Consider the following 25,797-nt stretch of genomic DNA (forward strand, 5'->3'; position numbering starts at 1 on the left):
CTGGACAACCGGGGTTCTGTTGTTTTATCGATATTGGCAACTTAAAATGGGAATGGTTGATCTTACCAATTTCCATTGTATTATTGGCAGTGGGGTTAAAAATTCTAAAACTTAATAAAGTAGATGGAAAAAAGGACCGAAATTGAGTTTCTATTGATGTTTTTAATCCTGAATAATTCGTTTTATTTGGTGATATCGAAGATAATTAATAAACTGTTTACCAATTTATAGTGAAGGTATGGCCTAGTATGTGCTTTATAACAAGAACATTATTATGAGTAGAGGGTTTATAAGAGAAGAAGATCAGGAGGAAATTCCAATAGTCCCTCCGAGAGCAGATTTACCGCATGGGGTTACTAATTATGTAACACAAATAGGGTTAGACGCATTATTGGCAGAGAAAGAAGAGCTAATGGAGGAGATTGTTAATGTAGATCGAACCAATGAAAATGAAAGCAGGATTGCCATTAACCATAACAATGCAAGATTGCAATTGCTAAATAATAGAATTTCCACCGCTAAGGTAATACATCTAGCAGATCAACCACAAGATGAAGTTAGGTTCGGGGCAACGGTTACCTTAAAAATCATGGCTACCAACAAAACTCAAAAATTTCAGATAGTGGGTGTTGATGAGGCCGATATTACAAAAGGAAAAGTTTCCTTCGTCTCTCCAATAGCAAAAATATTAATCGAAAAGAAAGTAGGGGACATGGCAATTTTGCAATTGGCAAAGGAGGAGAGGGTTTTTCAAATTTTATATATTAGCTATATATAGGAAGGAAAAAGAAAGGATAGTGTATCAATTCCCTTAGTAATAAATATGTAGACGTCAGATAAATTTTTTCATTTGATGATATCTCCATAATTAGAGGTATAAGTTCATTATCTTGGTCTAAATTTTTAAAACAACAATTAGTTTGAATATTTCGGAAGAGAAAAAACAGCTTATAGAACAAATAGGTCTGGGCTTTGGGGATCGTATGGGGGTGTCCCCACTTGCAGCAAGAATTTATGGGCTTTTAACCCTTTCATCTTATGACGGCCTCACTTTTGAAGAGGTAAGGGAAGCATTGGGATCTAGTAAAAGTTCTACTTCCATTAACCTTAACGTCCTCACCCAACTTAATTTTGTTGAGTATTACACTAGACCGGGGGATAGAAAGCGATATTTTAAAGTATCTAAATCTTTTCAGAAGAAGTATTTAATGCAATATGCACAGACTTTAAATAGCGAAGCGGAACTCATTTCCAAAATAAATGCCTACAATCTACAGCATTACCCAGAGAAGTTTGTAAATGAAAAGTCGATGGGTACCTTGATGGAAGAATACATCAAGGCCCAGCATGACCTAGTGGAAACTACATTGAAAAAAATGACTGCTCTTTTTGAAGATCAAAATCAGTAACTCCCATTTATTGATAACTGAGATATTTAACAAAATCTTATCCTTAGAGGTTCTAATTGTTACGAACTAAAAGATACTTTTGTGCTTGTAAATTTAATTCATAAATAAAATGAAAATAAAATTGATTCCAATATTGCTGATTACCATCAGTGTTCTTAGTTGTAAGACTCAAAAAGTAAATACGGAAACCGCTCCAAATAAGGAAAGTGAAATGGAAGAACATTTAGGAATAACCAATACAGAATGGATTCTTACAGAACTAGAAGGGGAAAAAGTAGCTCTAGACCAAGCCCAAGATAGAAATATTAGATTTATACTGAACGCTGAGGATAATACCTTTAATGGTTTTTTCGGATGTAATTCTGGTTTTGGAAATTTTAGTTTAGAAGAAGGAAATAGGATTCGGTTTAGTCAAATTGGGGTAACCCGTATGGCCTGTCCTGAGGAGTCTATAAAGGAGTCTCAGGTATTGGAAGTATTTAATATTGCCGACAATTATACGTTAGATGGGAACACGCTTAGGTTAAATGTGGGTAGAAGGGCTCCCTTAGCCGTTTTTAAAAAGGCGGAAGTACAAAAGGACCTGATTACAGAAAAATATTGGAAATTGAAGACCTTAGAAGGGAAAGAAGTAAAAATGGCCGATAATCAAGAGGGTGAGATTTATTTTATTCTTAAGACAAATGAAAATAGGCTTACTGGATTTGCTGGTTGTAATACATTTGGAGGAGGATATACTCTTGAAGAAGGGAATCGCATTAGGTTCTCTCAAGTATTCTCAACAATGAAGGCTTGTCTAGATGTTGATGTTGATGAAGCAGCATTTTTTAAAGTTTTTGAACTTACCGATAACTATACTATTGATGGAGATATTTTAATGTTTAATGTGGGACGAAGAGCTCCTTTGGCAGTTTTTGAGGCAGTTTATCTAGACTAAGGTTATACTTTATACTGCTTATAAACAGGAGGTTAAATTCCTGTCAAAATAATTAAAGGATAATATTTATTAAAAAGCAATTGCATGGTGCAATTGCTTTTTAACTTTACAGACCTATGGGAAAATTAATTGAAAACAAATGGTTTCTCCTCCTCATTATTGCACTGACCTGGGGTAGTTCTTTTATTCTGATCAAAAAATCCTTATTAGTGTTTACGCCATATGAAATTGGTGCTATCCGGGTAGGTGTTTCTGGCTTGTTAATGGCATATATTGGAATTCCCGCATTGCGGAAGATGTCTAAGAAAGTACTGTTTTGGGTTATACTGGCGGGATTTTTTGGAAACTTTTTCCCTATGTTTCTTTTTCCTTTGGCACAAACACAGGTTAGTAGTTCCCTTGCAGGAATTTTAGATTCACTAGTTCCCGTTTTTGTTCTGACATTCGGATTTTTGTTTTTTGGAATCCGTAGTAGATGGATTCAATTTATTGGAGCGATTATCGGTTTTATTGGGGCGGGAAGCCTAATGTACTTTTCGGAAGCAAACAGAGAGGAATCTCAACTATTCTATGCCTTTTTAGTTGTTTTGGCTACTGCTTGTTACGCTGTTAATGCTCTTATCATTAAAGAAAAATTACAAGATATTCCTTCCTTGCAATTATCAAGTGCCGTATTCTCTGTATGGATGGTTCCGTCATTTATTATTCTAGTTTTATCTGGTTTTTTTCAAAACTTTGAAGCCAGCACCCCAACTTATGAAGCCTTGGGCTACCTTGGGATTCTAACGATTATGGGGACGGCTGTAGCCATGATTTTATATTACAAACTCATACAGAATACTTCGCCCGTATTTGCCAGCACCGTAACCTATTTACTACCCTTAGTGGCAGTAATTTGGGGTTTGCTGGATGGTGAGCGCTTTACAATATGGTATATGGTGGGGGGAATCCTAATCCTGATTGGAATCTATTTAATTGGAAAAAACAAGAAACCCAAACTTCTTTCATAAAATTAAATGCCCTCTATTTTAAGGGTTCACGGCACTCGTTTAATAGGGTTAACTAGCCAGTTTATTTTCTTCTTTGTAGTAGCTATCTAATGCTACTTGACCCTATTTTTATAACTAATTAAACTATTAACAAAAAATTATGTTCAATTAGTTCGTAAGGTTACGAACTAAGTCTATTTTTGCAGTAAAATTTAGATGGTATGTCAGATGTATTCCAAGAAAAAAAGGTTCTTATTGAAGAGATAGGACTTACTTTGGAGGAAAGGGCCGGTTTGGCCCCGTTAGCGGCACGTATATATGCCACATTAATACTTTCCTCTAATGCAGGCTTAACCTTTGATGAGATTATTGAGATAACAGCAGCTTGTAAAAGCTCTGTTTCAAGTAACTTAAATGTTTTGTTGCAACTAGATTATGTGGAATTTTATACAAAAACTGGGGACAGAAAACGATACTTTAAAACTTCTCCGAATTTTGTAAAAAATGCGATGAGTCATTATGGAAGTTTACTTAAAAAGGAGTTGGAAGTCATTAATAAGGTAAGAACCTTCAATCAATTAAACAATCCTGAAAAATATTATAGTGATAAGACAGTGGGGTTGATGTATCAAGAACACTTGATAGCGCAGTTGGAGTCTATCGATCAGAAAATTCAGGAAATCAGCGCCTTACAGAATCAATCTATATAATTAATTATTGTATTCCATCACCGCAACAATTTCGCACTAAAATTTTATTGCTCATTTTAAACTAAGAATAATTTACACAGCACATGAAAACAACTTTTAAAACCGCTATTCCCATTTTATTATTAACGATTTTAGCTTCTTGTGGAAGCGATAAATCGGAACAAAATAGTGCGCAGGCCAGGCCGGCACTTCCTTTTCCAGTAGTTCAGGTTCCTACCAAAACTGTAACTTCTTACACTACCTATCCTACTAACATAGAGGGAATAATAAATAGTGAAGTCAGAGCCAAAATAACGGGATACATTACGGAGGTATTGGTTGATGAGGGTGAAAAGGTAAAAAAAGGTCAGCCTCTTTTTAGATTGGAAACCCAATCCATGAGTCAGGATGCAGCAGCTGCAAAGGCTAATGTGGAGGCCGCTCAAGTTGAGGTAAATAAACTTAGGCCATTGGTAGAAAAGAATATTATAAGTGAGGTCCAGTTAGAAACCGCGAAGGCGAAACTGCAACAGGCAAAGAGTGGATACAATAGTATTACAGCCAACATTGGATATGGTACTATTGTAAGTCCGGTAGATGGATATGTAGGATCAATACGCATGCGTACAGGGTCCTTGGTAAGTCCTACCAATCAGCATCCATTAACCACGGTTTCTAATATCAGTAAAGTTTATGCCTATTTTTCAATGAACGAGACTTCGTACTTAGACTTTTTGCAAAATGCCAAGGGTGCCAATAAGGAAGAAAGAATATCTAACTTCCCAGAAGTGACGCTTGTATTGAGCAATGGCAAGGAATTTGACCAGAAGGGAAAAATAGAAACAATTAATTCACAGGTAAACCCCAATACGGGAACGATTACTTTTAGAGCGGTATTCGACAATACAAGTGGTTTGTTGACCAATGGAAATAGTGGTACTATAAAAGTGCCTTCTGTTTTTGAGGATGTCCTTGTGATTCCACAAGAAGCAACTTTTGAGCAACAGGAAATGACTTTTGTCTATGTGTTATCCGAAGATAATACAGTAAGCTCTAAAGCCATAAGCATTAAAGGCAATGCCGATAGTATGTACATTTTGGAGTCTGGATTGCAAGAAGGGGAAACCATCGTTGCCAAAGGTGTTGGAAAACTAAGAAATGGCACTCCTATTACGCCACAGAAGGTGAAATTTGAAGAAGTGGCTCAACTTAGACAAACTGAGTTTCAATAATAATATAGGAAATACAAAGAAACCATGATTAAGACTTTTATCACACGTCCCGTACTATCTACGGTGATATCTATAATTATTGTGATTTTGGGAATATTAGGGTTGCAGTCCCTATCCGTAACCCAATATCCTGATATTGCCCCACCTACCATACAGGTAACGGCTAGTTACCCTGGAGCTTCGGCGGCAACCATATTAGAAAGTGTAATAATTCCTATAGAGGAACAGATCAACGGGGTAGAGGGGATGACCTATCTAACCTCTACTGCTACGAATAACGGTACTGCTGCTATTACTGTTTATTTTAAACAGGATGTAGATCCAGATATTGCAGCAGTAAACGTACAGAACCGTGTTGCACGGGCAAATCCAATGCTCCCCCAGGCTGTACGGCAAACAGGAGTACTTACCCAAAAGCAACAGACAAGTGCATTAATGTTTATTAGTTTTTATTCGGATTCTGAAGATTACAATGATGTTTTTCTACAGAATTATCTAAAAATTAATGTAGTACCAGCTTTTCAACGTGTTGAAGGGGTAGGAGACGTAAATGTTTTTGGAAGTAAGGATTATGCCATGCGAGTTTGGTTACAGCCCAATAAAATGGCAGCATATGGACTATCACCTTCCGATGTTACAGCGGCGATAAATGAGCAGAGTCAGGAAGCTGCAGCAGGAACTATTGGTGAAAATCATGGCGAGGCTTTTTCCTATGTAATTACCTATGACGGTCGTTATCGTACCGAAGAGCAATATGGAAATATTGTGATTAAAGCCTTAGGTGATGGGGAGTACCTGAGATTAAAAGATGTAGCTACAATTGAATTGGATGCGCAATCTTATGCTAGTAGCGCCAAAACAGATGGTAAGCCCAGTGTTGCTATGGCCATCTATCAGACACCAGGATCCGATGCTCAGAAAATTATTGAGGAGATTAAAACAGAATTGGCTAGCTTAGAAAAAGGCTTTCCAGAGGGTATTAGCTATGTAATCCCTTATGATACTAATGAGTTTTTGAACGCTTCCGTAAATAAGGTGGTGAAGACGTTTATAGAGGCCTTTTTACTTGTTTTTTTGGTGGTCTTTATTTTCTTACAGGATTTTAGATCTACTTTAATTCCGGCTATAGCCGTGCCAGTATCCATTATTGGAACCTTCTTTTTCTTAAATCTTTTTGGATATTCCATTAACCTGTTAACGCTTTTTGCCTTATTGCTGGCTATTGGGATTGTGGTGGATGATGCCATTGTAGTAGTAGAGGCTGTCCACGCCAAGATAGACGAGGGAGCCAAGGATATGGAAAAAGCTACTATTGAGGCAATGGAAGAAATTACCGGAGCAATTATTTCAATTACTTTAGTAATGGCTGCGGTTTTTGTACCAGTAACGTTTATTACCGGTCCTACCGGAGTATTCTATGAGCAATTTGGGATAACGCTTATTGTAGCGATATTGATTTCTGCTGTGAATGCCCTTACTTTAAGTCCGGCTTTATGTGCTATCCTTTTAAAACCTCATAATGAGGAAGAAAAGAAGAAAACATTTTTACAGCGCTTTTTCCATGCTTTTAACGTAGGGTTTAATGCCACTGTAAGACGTTATGGGAAATCACTTGGATTTTTGTACCGTCATAAGTGGATTACTGGGGCTATTCTTATCGTTTCTATTGCAGGAATTGTTTGGGCTTCCAATACCACCCCATCCGGATTTGTACCTGATGAAGATAGAGGATTGGTCTTTGTAAACGTAGAATTACCACCAGGAGCATCTATTGATAGAACGGCGGAAGTAAACCGTGAAATATATAGTAAAGTTAAAGATTTACCAGGCGTAAAAAGTGTTACCCTTATTAACGGGATAAGTATTATTAATGGAGCGGGAAACAACTACGGTTTAGGGTTTATTAAACTAGATGATTGGAAAGACCGTGAAACCGATGACCTTTCTACCAAAGCAATTACGGGGAAATTATTTGGTATTGTAGCAACTGTTTCTGATGCCAATATTATTTTCTTTGCACCTCCAAGTATTCCAGGTTTTGGAAACTCATCGGGAGTGGAAGTGAATCTTTTAGATCAATCTGGAGGCGATTTTAGTGAATTAGATCGGGTGAATAAGGAATTTATAGGGAAGCTGATGCAAAGGCCAGAACTTATGTATGCCCAGTCTTCTTTTAGTACTGAATATCCACAGTATAAATTAGATATCAACGTTCCTTTAGCAAAAGATTATGGAGTGAATATCAACAGTATATTCAATACACTCCAGGGGTATATTGGCAGTATTTATGCTGCAGATTTCTCTAGATTTGGAAAGCAGTATAGGGTTTATATTCAGTCTTTACCAGAAAGCAGAGCCGAAAAGCAAGATTTAAACAGTCTATATGTAAAGACTAAAAGTGGGGAGATGGCACCTATTACTCAATTTGTCAAAATAGAGCGTGTATTTGGACCACAATCAGTAACAAGGTTTAATCTGTTTAACTCAACTAAAGTTACCGCAGCGGTAAATCCTGGATTTAGTACTGGAGATGCAATTACGGCAGTTGAAGAAGTCAGTGCAGAGTTACCAGCAAACTTTAGTACGGCGTATTCTGGACTTACTAGGGAAGAGATTAATGCGGGTGACCAAACTACTGTTATCTTAATTTTGGTAATTGTGTTTGTGTACTTTTTATTAAGTGCCCAGTATGAGAGTTATTTATTACCATTTGCCGTTTTGTTTTCACTGCCATTGGGGATTTTTGGAGCTTTTATCTCCACAAAATTTGCAGGCTTGGAAAACAACATCTATTTCCAGATTGCCTTAATAATGTTAATCGGGCTGTTGGCAAAGAATGCAATTTTGATAGTGGAGTTTGCCATACAAAGAAGAAAGAGGGGAGAAACCATATTTAATGCAGCAATTGACGGAGCAAAGGCTAGGTTACGACCTATTTTAATGACCTCTTTTGCCTTTATATTTGGTCTATTGCCTCTGGTTTTGGCCTCTGGAGTTGGAGCCGAGGGGAACCGTGCCATTGGTACTGGAGCAGTTGGAGGGTTATTAATAGGAACTATTTTAGGGGTTTTTGTAATTCCGATCCTTTATATCTTGTTCCAGTGGCTAGATGAAAAGGTAAGCCGAAAACCAAAAAAACAGAATTTAGAAATTTCAGAAGAAGTATAATACTATGAAATCAGCACGATTAACGAAATATATAATTATTGCCAGTATGCCGGTACTATTGGTATCCTGCTTTTCGGCAAAGGAATATGTACAGTCAGATCAGGCCGTTATTGAGGACAGAGCCTTTAGGACGGATCAACTTTCACAAGACAGTCTTACCGTGGCAGCGGTTTCTTGGAGAACGCTTTTTACCGATCCTATTCTTACCCAATATATAGAGCAAGGACTAGACAATAATATGGATATAAGGGTAGCCTTGCAGCAGATAGTTGCTGCAGAGGCATACCTTAAGCAAGGAAAAGCGGGATACTATCCTACATTTTCGGCTAATGGGCGATATACACATCAAGAATTGTCCAAAAATAGCCCTATGGGTGCTCTTGTAGGTAGTTCTCAAGATCAATTCGAACTTACAGGAAGCTTGGCATGGGAAGCAGATATTTGGGGGAAAATCCGTAGTAATAAGAGGGCTTCTGAAGCTTCTTATTTACAAACGGTAGCCGCTCATCATGCTGTAAAGTCAAGACTAATTGCCAATATAGCATCGGTATACTACCAACTATTGACCGTAGATGAGCAAATTTCTATTACGAAAGAAACCATTGCCACTCGAGAAAATAGTTTAGAAACCTCCAAAGCATTGAAGGAAGCAGGGGGTATAACCCAAGTTGCTGTAAAACAGACCGAGGCACAGCTCCATACGGCTGAAGCAATATTGGTAGACCTCAATAACCAAGCGTACTTATTGGAAAACACCCTATCCGTGCTATTAGGGGAAATGCCGAAAGCCAGGGAAAGAACCGTTTTGGATAATCAAAAGATTTCTACAGAATTGGTAGTTGGGGTGCCTATGCAGCTATTGAGCAATCGTCCAGATGTCATGGTAGCGGAATTAGAATTAAGAAAAGCATTTGAGCTTACTAATGTAGCTCGTAGTAGTTTTTATCCTTCTCTGACCCTTTCGGCAACAGGAGGTTACCAAAGTCTGGATATTGATCAATTGTTCAGTGCTAATTCGCTTTTTGCCAATCTCGTAGGGGGACTTGCGCAACCCATATTGAATGGACGAAAGATCCGAACCCAATACGAAGTATCCAAAGCACAGCAGGAAATGGCTAGTTTAAACTTTAAACAATCCGTATTAACTGCAAGCAAGGAAGTTTCGGATGCCGTATATTCCTTTGGAACGGCTACCGAAAAAATAGCGATAAAAGAAAAGGAATACGAAGCCTATGCCTTGGCTACGGAGTATTCTCAAGAATTGTTAAACAACGGACTAGCAAACTATTTAGAGGTATTACGAGCTCAGGAAAATGCACTAAATTCTAGTCTAGATCTAGCAAATGCTAAAAATAGACAATTGCAATCTGTTGTAGATTTATATGAAGCATTAGGGGGCGGATGGAATTAAGTTATATTTTTGGGTATCTTAAAATCGATATCCCAATAAAAGATGACAGATTTTTTTGAAATATATAGAGCACATCTAATTTATGCTCTTTTAGTTATTATCACGGTATTAGTATTGCGCGGGTTAACTAACTTGCTAAACCGTTGGTTATTGAATAAGGGAGATCAAAAATTTCCTGGAGAAAGGCCTAAGGCAGTTAATTTGGTAAAGCGTATCCTTAATTCGTTATGGATTGTGCTTGGCCTAATTGCCTTAGGCTTTATTTTTGTTGGTGAGAATAAATATGCTATTCTCAAGCACAATTTTCTTTTGATATTATATTTAGGCTCGGTTGCGGTAATTACTATAGCGTTAACAGCATTTGCTAATTTGTGGTTCAAACGTGAAATTCAACGGAAAGCAACTACGAATGCCGATGCTACAAGCCTAAAATTTTTGGGTTATGTGGTAGTGTTTGTCATTTATACGATAGGACTGCTGTTCGGGCTTCTTGCTTTCCCAGCTTTTAAAGGAATTACACAGACTGCTTTGGGAGGAGCTGGAGTTTTGGCCCTAATTGCAGGAGTGGCGTCCCAAGAGGCACTTGCCAATCTTGTGGGAGGAATATTTATTATCAGTTTTAAACCCTTCAAAATAGGGGATATAATTAAGGTCTCAGATACTATGGTGGGCACTGTGGTAGATATAACTTTGCGCCATACTATTATTCGTAATTTCGAGAATAAGATGATAGTTATTCCAAATGCCATAATCAATAAGGAGAAATTAATCAACTATAACTTGGGGGATCTTAAATGTTGTGAACGCATAGAGATCGGTATTTCTTATGATAGTGACGTTACTTTGGCAAAGAGGATTATGCAAGAAGAATGCGAGAAACATCCTTTAATTTATGATAACCGATCCAAATTGGAAAAAAAAGACGGCCAGCCAATGGTAAGGACAGCACTCATCTCATTGGACGACTCTTCTGTAACCATAAGAGCTTGGGCATGGGCAAGAAATTATGGTGACTCCTTTAATTTAAGATGTGATATTTTGGAAAGTGTAAAAATGCGCTTTGATAAGGAAGGTATCGAAATCCCCTTTCCCTATAGAACTCTGGTGATAAAAGAGAATATTAAGAAAGAAGGTAATAGTGAATTTAAGGATGATTGATTTTAGGAATAATAGCTAGTTGTATGACCTCACGATAAATATAATGTTTTGAAGCTTAAACAAAGAAGGAAACTTGTAACCTACCTAAATATTTTAGATCAACCTATACGGTTTAATCCATTTGTCTTTAGTCGCACTTTCCTCTTATGGGCCTTATTGGGATTAATAGGTGGCATTATTGCTGGACTCTATTGGATTGTGTTGGAATTTTTAACGACCAAGATTGCCTTCTTTGAAGGTTGGCTTGTGATCCCGATTATGGCAATTTGTGGTCTTTTGGCGGGACTGATAATTTATTTCATAGGGGATCCAGGAGAAATTCATTTAATCGTAAATAACATTAGGTTTAATAAGGGAAAACTGGATCCTAAGAACAACCCTTCCATGATCTTGTCCTCCCTACTATGCGTGGCATCGGGAGGTAGTTTGGGTCCAGAAGCTCCATTGGTTCAAGTTACTGGATCTACAGGTACGTGGTTGGGGAAAATTTTTAGATTAAAAGGGGAGGAGTTACGGTCTTTAAGTATTGCTGGAATGGCTTCTGGATTCACCGCATTGTTTGGAGCTCCACTAGGTGGAAGTTTGTTTTCCTTGGAAATTTTACATCATAAACATGCCGTTGAATATTATAAGGCTATAATTCCAGCCTTGGTTGCCAGTAGCTTTAGTTATGTAATTTTTGCGTTAATACTTCAATTGGGGCTAGGTGCCACCTGGGAATTAAAATCATATGAATATGCTGGGTTATTCGATTTTGGACTAGCTGTATTGTTTGGTATGGTCGCTACATTCGTAGGCTGGGGATTTATCTATTGTGTGAAATTCTTTAAAATAGTGTTTGAAAAGAAAACGCTGCCTATTTATATGAAAACTTTAATAGGTGGAATTCTATTAGGGGTCATTTCTTATTATTTTCCATTGACTCGCTATTTTGGCCATCATGAAATAAATGAACTGTTGGAGTCTAATCTCACATTAACCCTGTTATTAGGAATATTGATATTTAAAATTTTGGCAATTTCCATTACAGTAACATCCGGATGGCGTGGCGGATTTATAATCCCTTTGTTTTTTGTGGGGACAACGCTAGGGCTAATAATCCATCAGATCTTTCCAGAAACTAATGTAACCTTAGCAATTATTAGCTGTATGGCGGCTATAAACGCTTGTGTTACCCGTACTCCTATGAGTACTACTATCTTATTAGCATCCTTAACCGGATTCTCCTATTTTATCCCAATTTTGTTCGCTAGTTTAACAGGGTATTTTCTAGCACCTAGAATTCCTTTTATCGGATCCCAAGGGGAGAGTGAAAAAGCGTAATTAACTGCATATCTTTTTAAAATTTTAATTTTTAAGTGTTTTAATTGATGTAAGATCCACGGAAAGTTTAAAATGGGTGTAAAGGAAATTAAATGACTTTTACGAATCTATTAATACCTTTCTTATTTTTTATGTTCAGGATTTTGAACAATATAATTTACTGGTAAAGTAATATTCATCCCTTATATAAAACCGACTTTAATTTTAAATATAGATCATTTTTTGACCATATTTATGTAGAAGGGTTATTTTTGCAAAAACCATAAAGAGGAACCTATGAACTTGACCATTGAAAACATTTTATTAGTTGGATCTTTGCTCCTTTTTATTAGTATTATTGCCGGTAAAACTTCTTATAAATTTGGTGTTCCTACCTTATTGCTTTTCCTAGCCATTGGAATGCTAGCAGGGTCTGACGGGATTTTAGGGATTAAATTTGATGATCCCAAAATGGCTCAATTTATAGGTATTGTATCCTTGAATTTCATACTCTTCTCTGGGGGCCTAGATACCAACTGGGGAGAGATAAAGCCCATTCTAAGGGAGGGGGTTGTACTGTCTACCGTTGGGGTGCTCTTGACAGCATGCTGTATCGGTGGCTTTGTATATTACATTACAGATTTTACTATTTATGAGAGTATGCTCCTAGGCTCTATTGTCTCTTCTACAGATGCCGCGGCAGTTTTCTCTATTTTACGTTCCAAAAACCTAGCCCTTAAAAAGAACTTAAGGCCTACTTTAGAGTTGGAAAGTGGAAGTAACGATCCTATGGCCTACGTGCTTACTATTGCCTTTTTAACGTTGGTAGTGCATCAAGATCAAAGTATTTGGTCTGTAATTCCTAAGTTTATACAGCAGATGGTAGTAGGTGCCATTGCAGGATTTATTTTCGGTAGGATAAGTAAATATGTCATCAACAAAATTAAATTGAGTTTTGAAGGACTTTATCCGGTTTTGGTAATAGCCCTTATGTTCATCACTTTTTCTGCAACTGATTTTATGGGCGGTAACGGATTTCTTTCTATTTATATATGTGCTGTTTATTTGGGGAATCAGGATCTAATACATAAAAGATCTATCCTGAAAATGTTCGATGGACTGGCTTGGTTAATGCAAATAGTACTCTTCCTCACCTTGGGTTTATTGGTTTTTCCATCAGAAATTGTTCCCGTAATGGGAATAGGGCTGCTTATTTCCCTGTTTTTGATCATTGTTGCCAGGCCCGTTAGTGTGCTCCTCAGTTTAATGTTCTTTAAAATGAAGTTCAGAAGAAGAGCATACATTTCCTGGGTTGGGTTACGGGGAGCTGTTCCTATTGTATTTGCAACTTATCCTTTGCTAGCAGGAATAGATAAGGCAGATATGATTTTTAATATTGTCTTTTTTATTTCCGTAACCTCTGTACTTATTCAGGGAACTACACTTTCTATTGTGGCTAAATGGTTAAGGGTTGCCCTTCCCGCACAGGAAAAAAGAATGACCGCTACTGATTTATTATTAATGGAAAATCCCAAAACATTACTTAAGGAAATCCCTGTAGGGGCCGATTGTTATGCGGTGAATAAACAAATAGTGGATCTAGGCTTTCCCAAGCATGCTATTATTGCTATGATAAAAAGGGAGGGCGAATTTATAACCCCAAATGGTTCCACAAGAATTGAGGATCAGGATACGCTTTTTGTACTTGCGGATAAAGATGAAATTATAGAAGAAGTGAATAGGGTTCTAAAAAGACCAATAAAGAAACCCGCATAATATTACATAACCCCAAGTTTTGAGTTCTTTATTTAGCTTTCCTTTTATAAAATCTAAAAAAATTAAGAAATTTGTGTAATCATTATAACACACTTCAATTTAAAGGCTCCTATAGTTTAGTGGTTAATATAGTAGCCCCTTTGGAAGAAAGCCTAATGCTATCTTTCCAAATAAGTGTTGTGTGGGATATTATATTTTTCATGATTTTCCCTGTTAGTCCAATTTCGGAGAATGATGTTAAGTTGAGCGTATAGGGATTCTTGTTTTTATTGATAATAATAGCCACAATTTCATCTTCAAAACTTCTGAACAACACATAAACTCCATTGAAAGGCGCAAAATGGATGGTTTTTCCTTCGTGTATAGCTTTGCTGTTTTTTCTGTAATTTAAAAGTTGCTTTAGAAAAGACTGCATATCCTTTTGGGCCTGTGTTAAGTTTTTTCCAGTAAAAGCATTTACAGGATCCCTGTTCCATCCACCGGGGAAATCGGACCTAATTAAACCGTGATCTCCAGGCTTTTCGGAATTATGCATTAATATCTCTGTCCCATAATACAATTGAGGAATTCTAGGCAGTAGTAATAAATAACCAAGTGCCATTTGAGTGTCTACTATGTTTTTATTTAATAGCGTAAATACTCTATCCATATCATGATTGTCCAAAAACGCCATTAAATCTTTAGGAGAGGCGTAAGCAAAATCATTGGCTAGGCCCTCATATATTTTTATTAATCCCGTACCCCAATGCTCCTCTTCTTTTAAAGCTTCAATTATTATGTTCTGCATGGAGAAATCCATGGTAGATTTTAAATTGGATTTGTAACCATCTCTATTTTGGTCACCATTTTGCCAATAAGCAATTAACAATGGATTATAGCTCCATTCCTCACCAACGATACTAAAGTTAGGAAACTCGGTCATAATAGCACCCGCCCATTGGGCCATAAAGTTCTTGTCCGAATAGGAATAGGTGTCTTGGCGTATTCCTCCCAAACCTAAAGTCTCTATCCACCAAATGCTATTTTGAATGAGGTATTTGGCCATAAAGGGATTACGCTGATTTAAGTCGGGCATGGCATATACAAACCATCCTTCGGTCATTTCTTTCTTGTCCTTTTCAGAAGCATAGGGATCTTGATTGCAGGTCCTTCTATGATTGGTGAGGATAATAGGCTTTTGCTTCTCAAAATTCTCCTGATAATTTATCCAATCCCTAAAAGGGAGATCTAACATCCACCAATGATTTAATCCGCAGTGATGGACCACCTGGTCCATTATAACTTTAATATTGCGCTCTTTTGCCTTATCTACCAGTTCCTTATAATCTGATAATGTTCCAAAGCGTGGGTCCACTTGGTAGAAGTCTGTTATAGCATAGCCGTGATAGGACTCTTGTTCCATATCGTTAAGCAATACAGGGGTAGGCCAAATAGTGGTAAATCCCATATCGTCAATATAGTCCAAGTGTTTGGTTATCCCTTTAATATCTCCCCCATGACGGGCATAGTCATTGTTGCGGTCTATGCTATTATCTATTAGGTGGGAAACTGTATTTTTAATGGCTTCAGAATTTGCAAATCTATCGGGGGTGATCAAGTAAATAACATCAGAGCTATTAAATCCAATATATTCCTCCCCAGGTTTAACTCTTTCCTTTAGTTCATAGCGATGCGTTTTTAGGTCCCCATCTTTAAATTTAAATTCTATAATGAAGAAGCAAGGGCCTACCTTATCCGATATGTTTAAGTCTATAAATAGATAATTTGGACTGCTCCCTTCAGTGGTCTTTTTTATTGAAATCCCTTTTTTGGAAATTTCAGGGACACTTTTTGCAATATTAGTTGCTTTCACCATCAATTGAAAATCGGTGTTTTTAAAACCTACCCACCAATTGGGAGGTTCTACCCGGACAATTTCATTTTCCATTGCTATGCTAGCCATAATTTTATTTTATTTCATCCTCAACAATAAGAGATCGTAAACGTTACTAGCTAGGTAACTATACGTTCCATATTACCAACCACTTTAAATTTTTAAATAGGTATTATATTGTTTTGGGTAATGGAAATCAATTTTCCGTTTACAGAAATCTGTAATTCATCTCCCTGCTGTAAGGTAAATTGGGCCTCTTTTTGAGAAACGTTTACCTTAACGGTACGATTTCTAAAAATAACATTGAAGGAATAGGAAACCCATTGCTTCGGAATTTTTGGTTGAAAGGATAAGGTGTTATTAACCACCCTCATTCCTCCAAAGCCTTCAACGATGCTCATCCAGGTGCCCGCCATGGAAGTGATGTGTAAGCCTTCTTCTACTTCCTTGTTATAATCATCCAAATCCAATCTAGAGGTTCTTAAATAGAAGCTATAAGCCTGATCCATTCTATCTAATTTGGCAGCAAGGATGCTATGTACACAAGGTGACAAGGAGCTTTCGTGGACTGTGAAAGGCTCATAGAAATCAAAATGACGTTCAAGTTCCTCTCTACTAAATTGGTCTTCAAAAAAGTAAAATCCTTGTAAGGTATCTGCTTGTTTAATATAAGGCGATCTTAAAATTCGGTCCCATGACCATTTCTGATTTATAGGTCGTTGTGATCGCGTTAAATGGGCCACAGTAGTAAGCTCTTTATCCAAAAACCCATCCTGTTGTAAAAACACCTTGTGCTCTTCAGAGTATGGGAAATATAGATTATCTGCTACTATTTTCCACTTTTCAATTTCTTTGGGTTCAAGTGCAACCTTGGTAATAATTCTTTGATATTCCTCGCTGTAGCTCGCCTTTACCTTATCTATGGTCTCCATGGTATAATTAAGACACCATTGGGCTATATAGTTGGTATACCAATTATTATTGATGTTATTCTCATATTCATTTGGACCTGTTACCCCTAGTATGACGTATTTATTCTTTTTCGTAGAGAAAGTAGCTCTTTGCTTCCAAAATCTGGCAATAGCTATTAGTACTTCTAAGCCTTTCTCGGGTATATAGGAATAGTCACCGGTATAACGATAATAGTTATAGATTGCAAAGGCGATAGCGCCGTTTCTGTGAATCTCCTCAAAAGTTATTTCCCATTCATTATGACATTCTTCTCCGTTCATAGTTACCATAGGGTACAGTGCAGCGCCATCGGTAAAGCCGAGCTTTTCTCCATTTTCTATGGCTTTTTCTAAGTGATTGTATCGGTATTCCAATAGATTTCTACCTACCTGTTGGTCCTTGGTGGCCATGTAAAAGGGGAGGCAATAAGCCTCTGTATCCCAATAGGTACTACCTCCATATTTCTCCCCCGTAAATCCTTTAGGGCCAATATTTAATCTAGAATCGGTGCCTAAATAGGTCTGATTCAATTGAAAAATATTAAAACGAATGCCTTGTTGTGCCTTTACATCGCCCTTAATGGTAATATCAGAGGTTTCCCAAATCTGGGACCAAGCAATTCTCTGAGCTTCCAGAAGAATTCCAAACCCCATTTTTATAGCTTTGGTCAGCGCTTTCTTAGCCGCAGGGATCAATTGCTCTTTCTTATGATTCCTATCGGCTGTATATCCCCCATATTTGTGAATGGTGAAAATTTGATTCTGTTTAATTTCCGCCGAATAATGGAAGGATATTTTTTTCTCTAATTTTTCAACATCAGGACTTAGCTTAGTAATTGCACCATTTATAAAGCATTGAGATTGCATAAAAGTGCAGGTGTTAAAATTGGTTTTAAGGGTATGTGCCTCTATAAAGGCCATTTCATTTTCCTGGGTGATATTTGTTATTTCCCAAAATTTATCGTCCCAATTACTATCTTCATTGGTAATTCCCGCATCTAAATAAGGACTATAAGCAATTTTAGCATGCCCGGATAGGGGAGTTATATTATAGGATATGGCCCCAATTTCATCCAAGGTTAAACTTAAAAATCGTTTCGTTTCTACTTTTATAATAGCATCATTCTTCATGGTTGCGGTAAAGCTTCTGGACAACCAACCTTCTTTCATGTTTAGCTCTCTTTTATAATCGGACACCGATTTGCAACTGAACAAGTCCAGGGTTTCACCATTAATCGTAATATGGATACCAATCCAATTAGGGGCGTTTAGCACTTTTGCAAAATACTCAGGATATCCTTTTTTCCACCAGCCAACCTTAGTTTTATCAGGATAGTAGACTCCTGCAATATAGCTTCCTTGAAATGTTGCTCCAGAATAATGCTCCTCAAAATTGGCCCTTTGTCCCATGGCGCCATTGCCTAAGCTAAATATACTTTCAGAAGATTTTACCATGTCCGGATTAAACCCTTCTTCTATAATGGACCATTCATTTGGTTTAATATAATCTTGATTCATAGATAGCGTTTTATATAAAAATGATAGTGTTATATGATTATGTAGCGTTCAATACAAGATATTGATAAGTTATCTTCGCTTAATTGACAAGGAATTTTGTTGTATATTGTTAATCAAGGTGTTAGACATGATTTTTGCGGATTTATGATAATATTCCTAAACTCTTTTTCTAAAAAAGATGAATATAAAATATTTTCTTCTCAAAGCTGCAATAATTTGTAGTAAGAGAATATACAGTTTCTAAAAATTTTATGTAAAAATTGAGGTTGTATTGCTATTAAATAGTGAGAAATATAGTGTAATTAATAAATAAAATGATTTAAGTGAGGATATTCTTTAGTGGTAAAAGGGTTTAAATTTTATTAAATGTGTATTTTTACTAAATAGTTCCCCACTCATTACTCATTACTAAAATTCAACAATGATTCCACTGGTGTACATTATTGATGACGATTTGGTTTCCCAATTCGCAACCCAATACAGGTTGAAACAGGCCATTGGTGAATGTTCCTTAGTTAGCTTTGATAGCGCCAAGGAAGGGCTAAAAGGATTTATTGACCAATTAACAGATGGTAAAAAGCTCCCAGATATTTTATTTTTAGATCTCGAAATGCCCAATATGGATGGATGGGAGTTTCTTAAGGAATTTAGGAATATACATAACAATAATATTCCCACTGAAATTTATGTGTTATCCGCATTCGCCAATGCAGAAGATCGTAAGAAGGTGAAAAACCATCCTATGGTGAAAGGCTATTTTAATAAGCCACTAACGCTAGTGGATGCGAAGAAGATTGTAATAAATAAACAGAAAGTAAAACTTTCGTCTGACTAACTTCCAGTTATATTACGAATTGGATGATTACGTTCATTTTTGATTTAAACCTATATGGCATTTAAATTAAAGTTGGTCTTCGTAAAAAAATAACACCTCTATTCCTTAAAACTTCAGGAATGAAGGTGTCATTTTTTATTCAGGTAATGCTAGGGTTAAAAATAAAAATAGTCCCTAGATCTATACAAAATCGTACCAATGACTGTTGTGGTGGTAATCTGCTATCTGTACAACTGTGTTATTGTTATTAAACGAATTTAATAAAGAGGAGACCTCACCTTGTACAACTTCAACACAGTTAGCGACCAAGTCTTTTCTGAACCCCTTTTCTTCCATTTCCAACACAAAATTCAAAGAAATAATTCTAGAGAACATTTTTCCCAAATCAACTAGCTTTCTTTGCTTCAACCCTTGGGTAATGGTAAAATCCATATCATTTTTAAAATAGGGATGCGATCTTTCCGTTAGGTTAAATTCTTTTAAAAAGGCATAGACGTTATAATCGTTTTTGCGCTTCATTTGTTTAACAATAATTTCAGCAATCTGTGTATAAAGCATTTCATTAGAACCTTCAAATATTTGAAAAGCCCTACTATCCATAATTCCTCTGCCTGCAACATTTTCCATTTTAAAGCCTGTTGATCCGTATAATTGCGTTGCAGTTTGTGCTGCTTCTTGCATAAGATCTGTTATATAGGCCTTCATAGAGTTCGCTTCTACACCTGCATCTGCAAGGTCGTTATCTATACCGCTGTTTGTGCTACTTCTAAAACACATCGCCGAAGCTATAGTAAAAGCAGATTGGATTTTTGAAATTTGGTATTGTACCATATCAAGTTCAATTAACTTGCTATTACCAACCACTCTTTCCTCGCAATGTCTTAAACATTCGTCTAGCATTCTTTTGATAAAACCAAGTGCCATTCCTGGAAACTGCATCCTACTTCTGTGGAGTATATCTAGCATCATTTTAACTCCAGATGATGCCGGCTCTAGTTTAAACTGGGAAGGAACGGTAATGTCTACCTTGTTCTTTCCATAGGGGATCATATATAACCCTAGGTTATTATAATATTCTTCCACTACGATCTGCTGATTAGGTTGGGTAACATCACAGATGAAAAAATCAATATCCCTATTCAGGTTTCCCTTAGCATTTTTTTCACGGGAGGCGATAATCCAATAATCGGCCATTCCTGTTAAACCTTGCCAGTGTTTTGTTCCTTTAACCGTATAGCTATCTCCTATTTTTTCATTATAGGTTTCCATACCCAAAGCATTACTTCCATAATCGGGTTCGGTAATCATAAGACCACCCATATTACGCTTTTTTAAAAACCGATTGAAGATGTCGGCCTTTACGCTCTCATTAGCGTATTTGGCTACTGGCTCTAAGAAAAGTGCTATGTTTATTCCGAAAGTTAGGGATAGGGAAAGAGACTCGTATGAAGCCGCCGATAGAATGCCTAAACACTCCTTAACCTTTAATCCACGACCTCCAAATTTTTCTGGAATCGCCACGGATAAAGGAGCTTTCTCCATAATTTCCCGCAATGCTACTGGCGGAATACCTCGTTCTTTACTGAATTGATCAATGTTATATCTTTCATGAAAGACACTTTTTAAAACATTTTCAAACTCTTTAATATACTCGGTGAAATTTTTGTGCATACTATAATTAAATAAATTATTAACGTTTCAGATTTATCACTTCAATACATTATTAAATCAAACCGATCCTAAAGATATTCTAGCAACTTTGTGGCCCGATATAAATATACTTCCTTAGCGAAATTCGTTAGTCCATAAGCTGTTCAAAACAAACTTTATGCTATCCTTTAAATAACAATAAATTACCTAACCACCTAATTTTGTGGTAGTTGTATCTGATATGTAAATTCAGACTCATTAGATGTGGCCAATTTAACAAATAGTTTGTTTAATAAGCAAAACTAGCTTATCCAAATTACTTCAAAACTGATATTTATCAGTTTTAATAACCTAGAAATCATACTTGTGACCAGTTGAAATATGCAGTTGTTTTTCTTTTGTTTTAGAATTGGAAATCGACACAAGACATAATTCCGAAAATGACATATTTATAGTGTTCCTTTTATTGGATGTCCAGGGAGCGTGGGATTAAATTTAAAGGAATAAGCCGTAAGGTGGCCCTTTAAAATTCATAAGGTGCATATTTTAATAAGTCGGTCTAAATATGCTACCCTTCCAAGCCATATTACTAATTGCTAGCTAGATAAGTAGTTAAATTGAGGTGCGATAAATTCTAGTGCATAAATTAGAAATACAACCAATCAATATTTTGTTAAAATTTATGTTATAAAATTGCCAAATTTGCTTTATTTTATACTATTGTTTAAAGATAAGGTATTAGCTTTGCCTTGATTGCTGGTTAAGCAGATTTAAATGTATCAATTTTCATTTATCCTTCAAAAAAAATAAATTTGATAATTCTGCTATATTAGATGCACTCAAGGTTTAGCGAAATAAAAAATTGCTCGGTATATTAGTTCGGGTTATTTAAAATAGGAAAGTAACCATTTCTTGCTATTGCGATTATGCGGTAGTAGTTGAGTGCGAAATATTCCTTGCTAAAATGTAAAATATACAATAATTTTATAAAGAAGGATTTCTTAGGAAGTACTTAGCTAAACAGGTCAAATTTGTTTTAAATTCCGCATCCTTTTTGGCATAAATGGAATAAAAAACAAGTGTAACTTAAGGGGAATGGCTAAATACGAGTTACAGGTATTTTTCGTATTAAAGAGCACTATCTAGAGGTTGTCCCATTATAATAGGATTTGAGAATATTCTAGTGGTGCTATTGATAAATTGAGTTTAGTTTGGAGTTCAGGATTGATATTCTACAACATGATAATTATGCTATAATTATGCTGATTATTTTATCAACACTTTTTTTTAGTGTATTAATACAAATGACACCCATAAATAAATAATAATGATATGAGATTAACAGAAAGAGAAAAAGACAAGTTACTTATTGTCGTTGTGGCCGATTTAGCTCGCCGTAGAAAAGAGAGGGGTCTAAAATTAAACTATCCCGAAGCAGTTGCGATGATTACCTATGAAATAATGGAAGGGGCTCGGGATGGAAAAACAGTTGCAGAACTTATGCATTATGGTACTCAGATCTTAACCCGTGACGATGTTATGGACGGGATACCGGAATTATTAGATGTTATACAACTAGAACCTACTTTCCCCGATGGCTCAAAATTGGTAACTGTACATCATCCGATTAGTTAAATTCATTAATAAAAATATACGATTATGAAACCAGGTGAATATATTTTAAAAGACGAAGACATTATATGTAATGCAGATTCAGAAGCTATTAGCTTAATGGTGACCAATAGTGGTGATCGTCCGGTTCAAGTGGGTTCTCATTATCATTTTTATGAAGTTAACAATGCGCTTAAGTTCGATCGTGAACAAGCATATGGGAAGCGCTTAGATCTACCCGCAGGTTCGTCTGTACGCTTTGAGCCTGGTGATAAAAAAGAAATAAACTTGATCGATTATAAAGGAAAAAGAGAAGTTTACGGCTTTCAAAATAAGGTAGATGGACCATTAACTAAAAAATAAAAGATTATGAGTTTTAAAATGTCAAGGGAGCAATACTCCCAAATGTTCGGTCCAACTACAGGGGATTCAGTACGGTTGGCCGATACGGATATATATATACGAGTAGAAAAAGATTATACTATTTACGGCGAAGAGGTTGTTTTTGGTGGAGGAAAAGTAATTCGCGATGGAATGGGGCAAAATTCCCAAATAACCCGTGAAGACAATCCGGATGTACCAGATACAGTAATTACCAATGCCTTGATTCTTGATTATACCGGTATCTATAAAGCTGATATTGCAATTCGTGATGGTAGAATTTCCGGAATCGGAAAGGCTGGGAATTCCAACATTCAAGATAAGGTAACCATTCATATTGGCGCAGCTACCGATGTTATTTCTGGTGAAGGTAAAATTATCACCGCAGGTGCTATTGATACGCACGTCCATTTCATTAACCCAGAACAAATTGTTGTTGCGTTAAATAATGGAACCACCACATTAATTGGAGGGGGAGCCGGACCAACCGATGGATCTAGGGCTACCACTGCCACACCTGGTAAATGGCATATTCAAACCATTTTAAAGGCCGTTGAAGAACTTCCTATCAATATTGGTCTAACCGGTAAAGGGCATGCATCCACAATGGGTCCATTAGAAGAACAAATTCGTGCTGGCGCCATCGGATTAAAAGTTCACGAAGATTGGGGAGCAACACCATCTGTAATTGATCAAGCTTTGAAGTGTGCTGATAAATTTGATGTGCAAGTTACATTGCATGCAGATACCTTGAACGAGAGTGGATTTTTTGAAGATACTATGAAGGCCGTTGATGGCCGACTATTGCATATGTACCATACCGAGGGAGCAGGTGGTGGCCATGCCCCAGATCTTATTAGAGCGGCTGGTTACAATAATATTATACCAGCTTCTACCAATCCAACCTTGCCTTTTTCAATAAATACGGTTGAAGAGCACTTAGATATGGTGATGGTAGCTCACAACCTAAACCCTGCTATTCCTGAGGATTTAGCTTTTGCAGATTCCAGGATTAGGGCAGAAACTATTGCCGCAGAAGATGTGCTACATGATATGGGAGTGTTTAGCATTGTTAGTTCCGATTCCCAAGCCATGGGCCGTGTTGGAGAAGTAACACTGAGAACATGGCAAGTTGCCCATCATATGAAGAAACAACGCGGTACCTTAAAAGGTGATAGTAAATACAATGATAATAACCGTGCAAAACGATATGTTGCCAAATACACCATCAATCCCGCAATTGCACATGGAATAGGAGATCATGTTGGTTCCGTGGAAGTAGGGAAATTAGCCGACCTTGTTATCTGGGACCCCAGATTCTTTGCTGCTAAACCGGAAATTATCTTGAAAAATGGGGAAATAGTGAGGGCCCAAATGGGAGATGCAAATGCGGCCATACCAACTCCACAACCTGTTATGCTACGTCCTATGTTTGGAAGTTTAGGCAAGGCTCGCTATCAAAGCTGTACCACCTTTGTTTCCCAGATAGCATATGATAATGATATAAAAGGTGAACTTGGTCTAGAAAAACTAATATTACCGGTTAATGGAATTAGAAAACTGACTAAGCAAGATCTAAAGCTTAATTGTGAGACACCTAATATAGAAGTAGATCCGCAGACCTATCAAGTAAGGGTCGATGGTGAAATAGTGACTTGCGATCCGGCCAGAGATTTACCCTTGACGCAACGCTATTTCTTGTTTTAATAATGTCCAAAAAATAAATATAATGATTATAGAAGAAATTGTGGGCAATATTCATGATATGGATACCACTGAATTTAAGAACCATCATGTCGAAAAAGTCAGGATTGAAAGTGCTGACCTAGTCAAAAGAATCCAAAGAGTTAAAACGGATCACGATAGGGATTTGGGTATTCGCTTAAAAATATCCCAAGATTTGAGAGATGGCGATATTCTTTTTATGGATGATAAGAATATGATTATCATTGATGTGAAAACTGACGACATACTTGCTATACAACCCAAAAACATCAATGAAATGGGGATTATAGCACATGAATTGGGAAATAGGCACATGCCAGCAAAATTTGAGGGCAATGAGATGCTCGTTCAGTACGACTATTTAGTAGAAGATTTATTGAAGCAAAAGGGCATTCCTTTTAAAAGAGAAGATAGAAAACTTAAAGAGGCTTTTAGGCATACGACAGGAGGACATAGTCATGGATAGTAGTTTATTGGCTCTATTTCAACTGTGTGATTCTAATTTTCCCAGTGGTGGTTTTAGTCACTCTTTTGGGTTGGAAACTTTTATACAGCGCAATAAAGTCCATAATCGGGATACATTTTCCCAATGGTTGTCGTTATTTTTAAAAGAGCAGATGGTCAGTGCTGATGGTCTTGCCATGAAGCTCGTCTTTAACGCTTTAGAGGAAGGTAATATAGAGGAAGTTTGGCGTCTGGACCGTTTACTTACAATCCAAAACATGTCTCGTGAAACTCGCGAAGGAACTCGGTTTATGGGAAGATCACTTGTGAAAATTGCAGAGACCATTTATGACTCAGAAATGATTACTATGTATAGTAAGCGTATTTTGGAGAAAAAATCATTTGCGCATCCGGCTATTTTATTTGCTTTGGCCGGAAATCACTTGAAGATTTCAAGGGATACCACAATATTATACTATTTGTATTCTACAATTATTAATCTTGTTCAGAATGCTGTTCGCGCTATTCCTATTGGTCAAACTGACGGACAGCGTATTATCTCCGATTTTCAGCCAAAACTTAAGGAAGCTGTAGAGGTCATAAAGCGGTTGGAAGAAAATGATTTTGGAACCATTGCGCCGGGTATAGAAATGGCACAGATGCAGCATGAATATCTTAATGTTAGGATATTTATGTCCTGACTTTTGAAAATCTAATAAAACTAACAAAATACAATATT

Annotated in this window: 20 protein-coding genes; 17 read left to right on the top strand and 3 right to left on the bottom strand. The window is 36.7% G+C overall.

Features of this window, described 5'->3' with window-relative positions:
* Nucleotides 1-274 precede the first annotated feature (274 nt).
* The 11 genes from G466_RS0106790 to G466_RS0106840 all read left to right on the top strand — a co-directional run bounded on the left by G466_RS0106790 (nt 275) and on the right by G466_RS0106840 (nt 14,071).
* Entirely contained in the window at nt 275-778 is a 504-nt protein-coding gene (locus G466_RS0106790) for a GreA/GreB family elongation factor (RefSeq protein ID WP_026812985.1), read from the top strand.
* Between the two features lie 142 nt (nt 779-920).
* The gene (locus G466_RS0106795; protein WP_026812986.1) at nt 921-1,409 is read left to right on the top strand and encodes a GbsR/MarR family transcriptional regulator; all 489 of its coding nucleotides are present in this window, start codon (nt 921-923) and stop codon (nt 1,407-1,409) included.
* A 109-nt stretch (nt 1,410-1,518) separates the two neighbouring features.
* A complete protein-coding gene (locus tag G466_RS0106800) occupies nt 1,519-2,346 on the top strand; it encodes an META domain-containing protein (RefSeq protein WP_034234895.1) in 828 nt (275 codons plus the stop codon).
* A gap of 116 nt (nt 2,347-2,462) precedes the next feature.
* Complete coding sequence (locus tag G466_RS0106805; protein WP_026812988.1) at nt 2,463-3,356, top strand: DMT family transporter; 894 nt, start codon at nt 2,463-2,465, stop codon at nt 3,354-3,356.
* Nucleotides 3,357-3,556: 200 nt separating this feature from the next.
* On the top strand, nt 3,557-4,045 hold the full coding sequence (locus tag G466_RS0106810; RefSeq protein WP_026812989.1) for a GbsR/MarR family transcriptional regulator: 489 nt from the start codon (nt 3,557-3,559) through the stop codon (nt 4,043-4,045).
* An 83-nt stretch (nt 4,046-4,128) separates the two neighbouring features.
* Nucleotides 4,129-5,256 (top strand): efflux RND transporter periplasmic adaptor subunit, encoded by a 1,128-nt coding sequence (locus tag G466_RS0106815; protein WP_026812990.1) that lies wholly within the window; start codon nt 4,129-4,131, stop codon nt 5,254-5,256.
* Nucleotides 5,257-5,280: 24 nt separating this feature from the next.
* Entirely contained in the window at nt 5,281-8,424 is a 3,144-nt protein-coding gene (locus G466_RS0106820) for an efflux RND transporter permease subunit (protein ID WP_026812991.1), read from the top strand.
* Between the two features lie 4 nt (nt 8,425-8,428).
* Nucleotides 8,429-9,835, top strand: a complete 1,407-nt coding sequence (locus G466_RS0106825; RefSeq protein WP_026812992.1) for an efflux transporter outer membrane subunit — start codon at nt 8,429-8,431, stop codon at nt 9,833-9,835.
* Nucleotides 9,836-9,877: 42 nt separating this feature from the next.
* On the top strand, nt 9,878-10,993 hold the full coding sequence (locus G466_RS0106830) for a mechanosensitive ion channel family protein (protein ID WP_026812993.1): 1,116 nt from the start codon (nt 9,878-9,880) through the stop codon (nt 10,991-10,993).
* Between the two features lie 48 nt (nt 10,994-11,041).
* On the top strand, nt 11,042-12,316 hold the full coding sequence (locus G466_RS0106835) for a chloride channel protein (protein ID WP_026812994.1): 1,275 nt from the start codon (nt 11,042-11,044) through the stop codon (nt 12,314-12,316).
* 276 nt (nt 12,317-12,592) lie between these two features.
* Nucleotides 12,593-14,071: a potassium/proton antiporter gene (locus G466_RS0106840; RefSeq protein ID WP_026812995.1), complete on the top strand. Its 1,479-nt coding sequence runs from the start codon at nt 12,593-12,595 to the stop codon at nt 14,069-14,071.
* Between the two features lie 109 nt (nt 14,072-14,180).
* On the opposite strand, the gene G466_RS0106845 is transcribed toward G466_RS0106840, so the two are convergent.
* Both G466_RS0106845 and G466_RS0106850 read right to left on the bottom strand, forming a co-directional pair.
* Nucleotides 14,181-16,013, bottom strand: coding sequence for a glycoside hydrolase family 13 protein (locus G466_RS0106845; protein WP_034234898.1), 1,833 nt, complete (start codon nt 16,011-16,013; stop codon nt 14,181-14,183).
* A 92-nt stretch (nt 16,014-16,105) separates the two neighbouring features.
* The gene (locus G466_RS0106850) at nt 16,106-18,412 is read right to left on the bottom strand and encodes a glycoside hydrolase family 65 protein (protein ID WP_026812997.1); all 2,307 of its coding nucleotides are present in this window, start codon (nt 18,410-18,412) and stop codon (nt 16,106-16,108) included.
* A 421-nt stretch (nt 18,413-18,833) separates the two neighbouring features.
* Between G466_RS0106850 and G466_RS0106855 the strand changes: the two genes are divergently transcribed.
* Nucleotides 18,834-19,247 (top strand): response regulator, encoded by a 414-nt coding sequence (locus tag G466_RS0106855; protein ID WP_026812998.1) that lies wholly within the window; start codon nt 18,834-18,836, stop codon nt 19,245-19,247.
* A gap of 180 nt (nt 19,248-19,427) precedes the next feature.
* Here G466_RS0106855 and G466_RS0106860 read toward each other — a convergent pair whose 3' ends face one another.
* A complete protein-coding gene (locus tag G466_RS0106860; RefSeq protein ID WP_026812999.1) occupies nt 19,428-20,918 on the bottom strand; it encodes an acyl-CoA dehydrogenase family protein in 1,491 nt (496 codons plus the stop codon).
* Between the two features lie 1,311 nt (nt 20,919-22,229).
* Between G466_RS0106860 and G466_RS0106865 the strand changes: the two genes are divergently transcribed.
* The 5 genes from G466_RS0106865 to G466_RS0106885 are packed head-to-tail and all read left to right on the top strand — an operon-like array spanning nt 22,230 to nt 25,759.
* On the top strand, nt 22,230-22,532 hold the full coding sequence (locus tag G466_RS0106865; RefSeq protein WP_026813000.1) for an urease subunit gamma: 303 nt from the start codon (nt 22,230-22,232) through the stop codon (nt 22,530-22,532).
* 24 nt (nt 22,533-22,556) lie between these two features.
* A complete protein-coding gene (locus tag G466_RS0106870) occupies nt 22,557-22,871 on the top strand; it encodes an urease subunit beta (protein WP_026813001.1) in 315 nt (104 codons plus the stop codon).
* 6 nt (nt 22,872-22,877) lie between these two features.
* Nucleotides 22,878-24,596: an urease subunit alpha gene (ureC, locus tag G466_RS0106875; protein ID WP_026813002.1), complete on the top strand. Its 1,719-nt coding sequence runs from the start codon at nt 22,878-22,880 to the stop codon at nt 24,594-24,596.
* A 22-nt stretch (nt 24,597-24,618) separates the two neighbouring features.
* Nucleotides 24,619-25,080 carry an urease accessory protein UreE gene (gene ureE / locus G466_RS0106880; protein ID WP_026813003.1) on the top strand — a complete coding sequence of 154 codons (462 nt, stop codon included), beginning with the start codon at nt 24,619-24,621 and terminating at the stop codon, nt 25,078-25,080.
* The gene (locus G466_RS0106885) at nt 25,073-25,759 is read left to right on the top strand and encodes an urease accessory protein UreF (RefSeq protein ID WP_026813004.1); all 687 of its coding nucleotides are present in this window, start codon (nt 25,073-25,075) and stop codon (nt 25,757-25,759) included. Before ureE ends, G466_RS0106885 begins: the two co-directional genes overlap by 8 nt.
* Nucleotides 25,760-25,797: the final 38 nt, after the last annotated feature.

This window comes from Arenibacter certesii DSM 19833, from assembly GCF_000429545.1.
Lineage (GTDB): Bacteria > Bacteroidota > Bacteroidia > Flavobacteriales > Flavobacteriaceae > Arenibacter > Arenibacter certesii.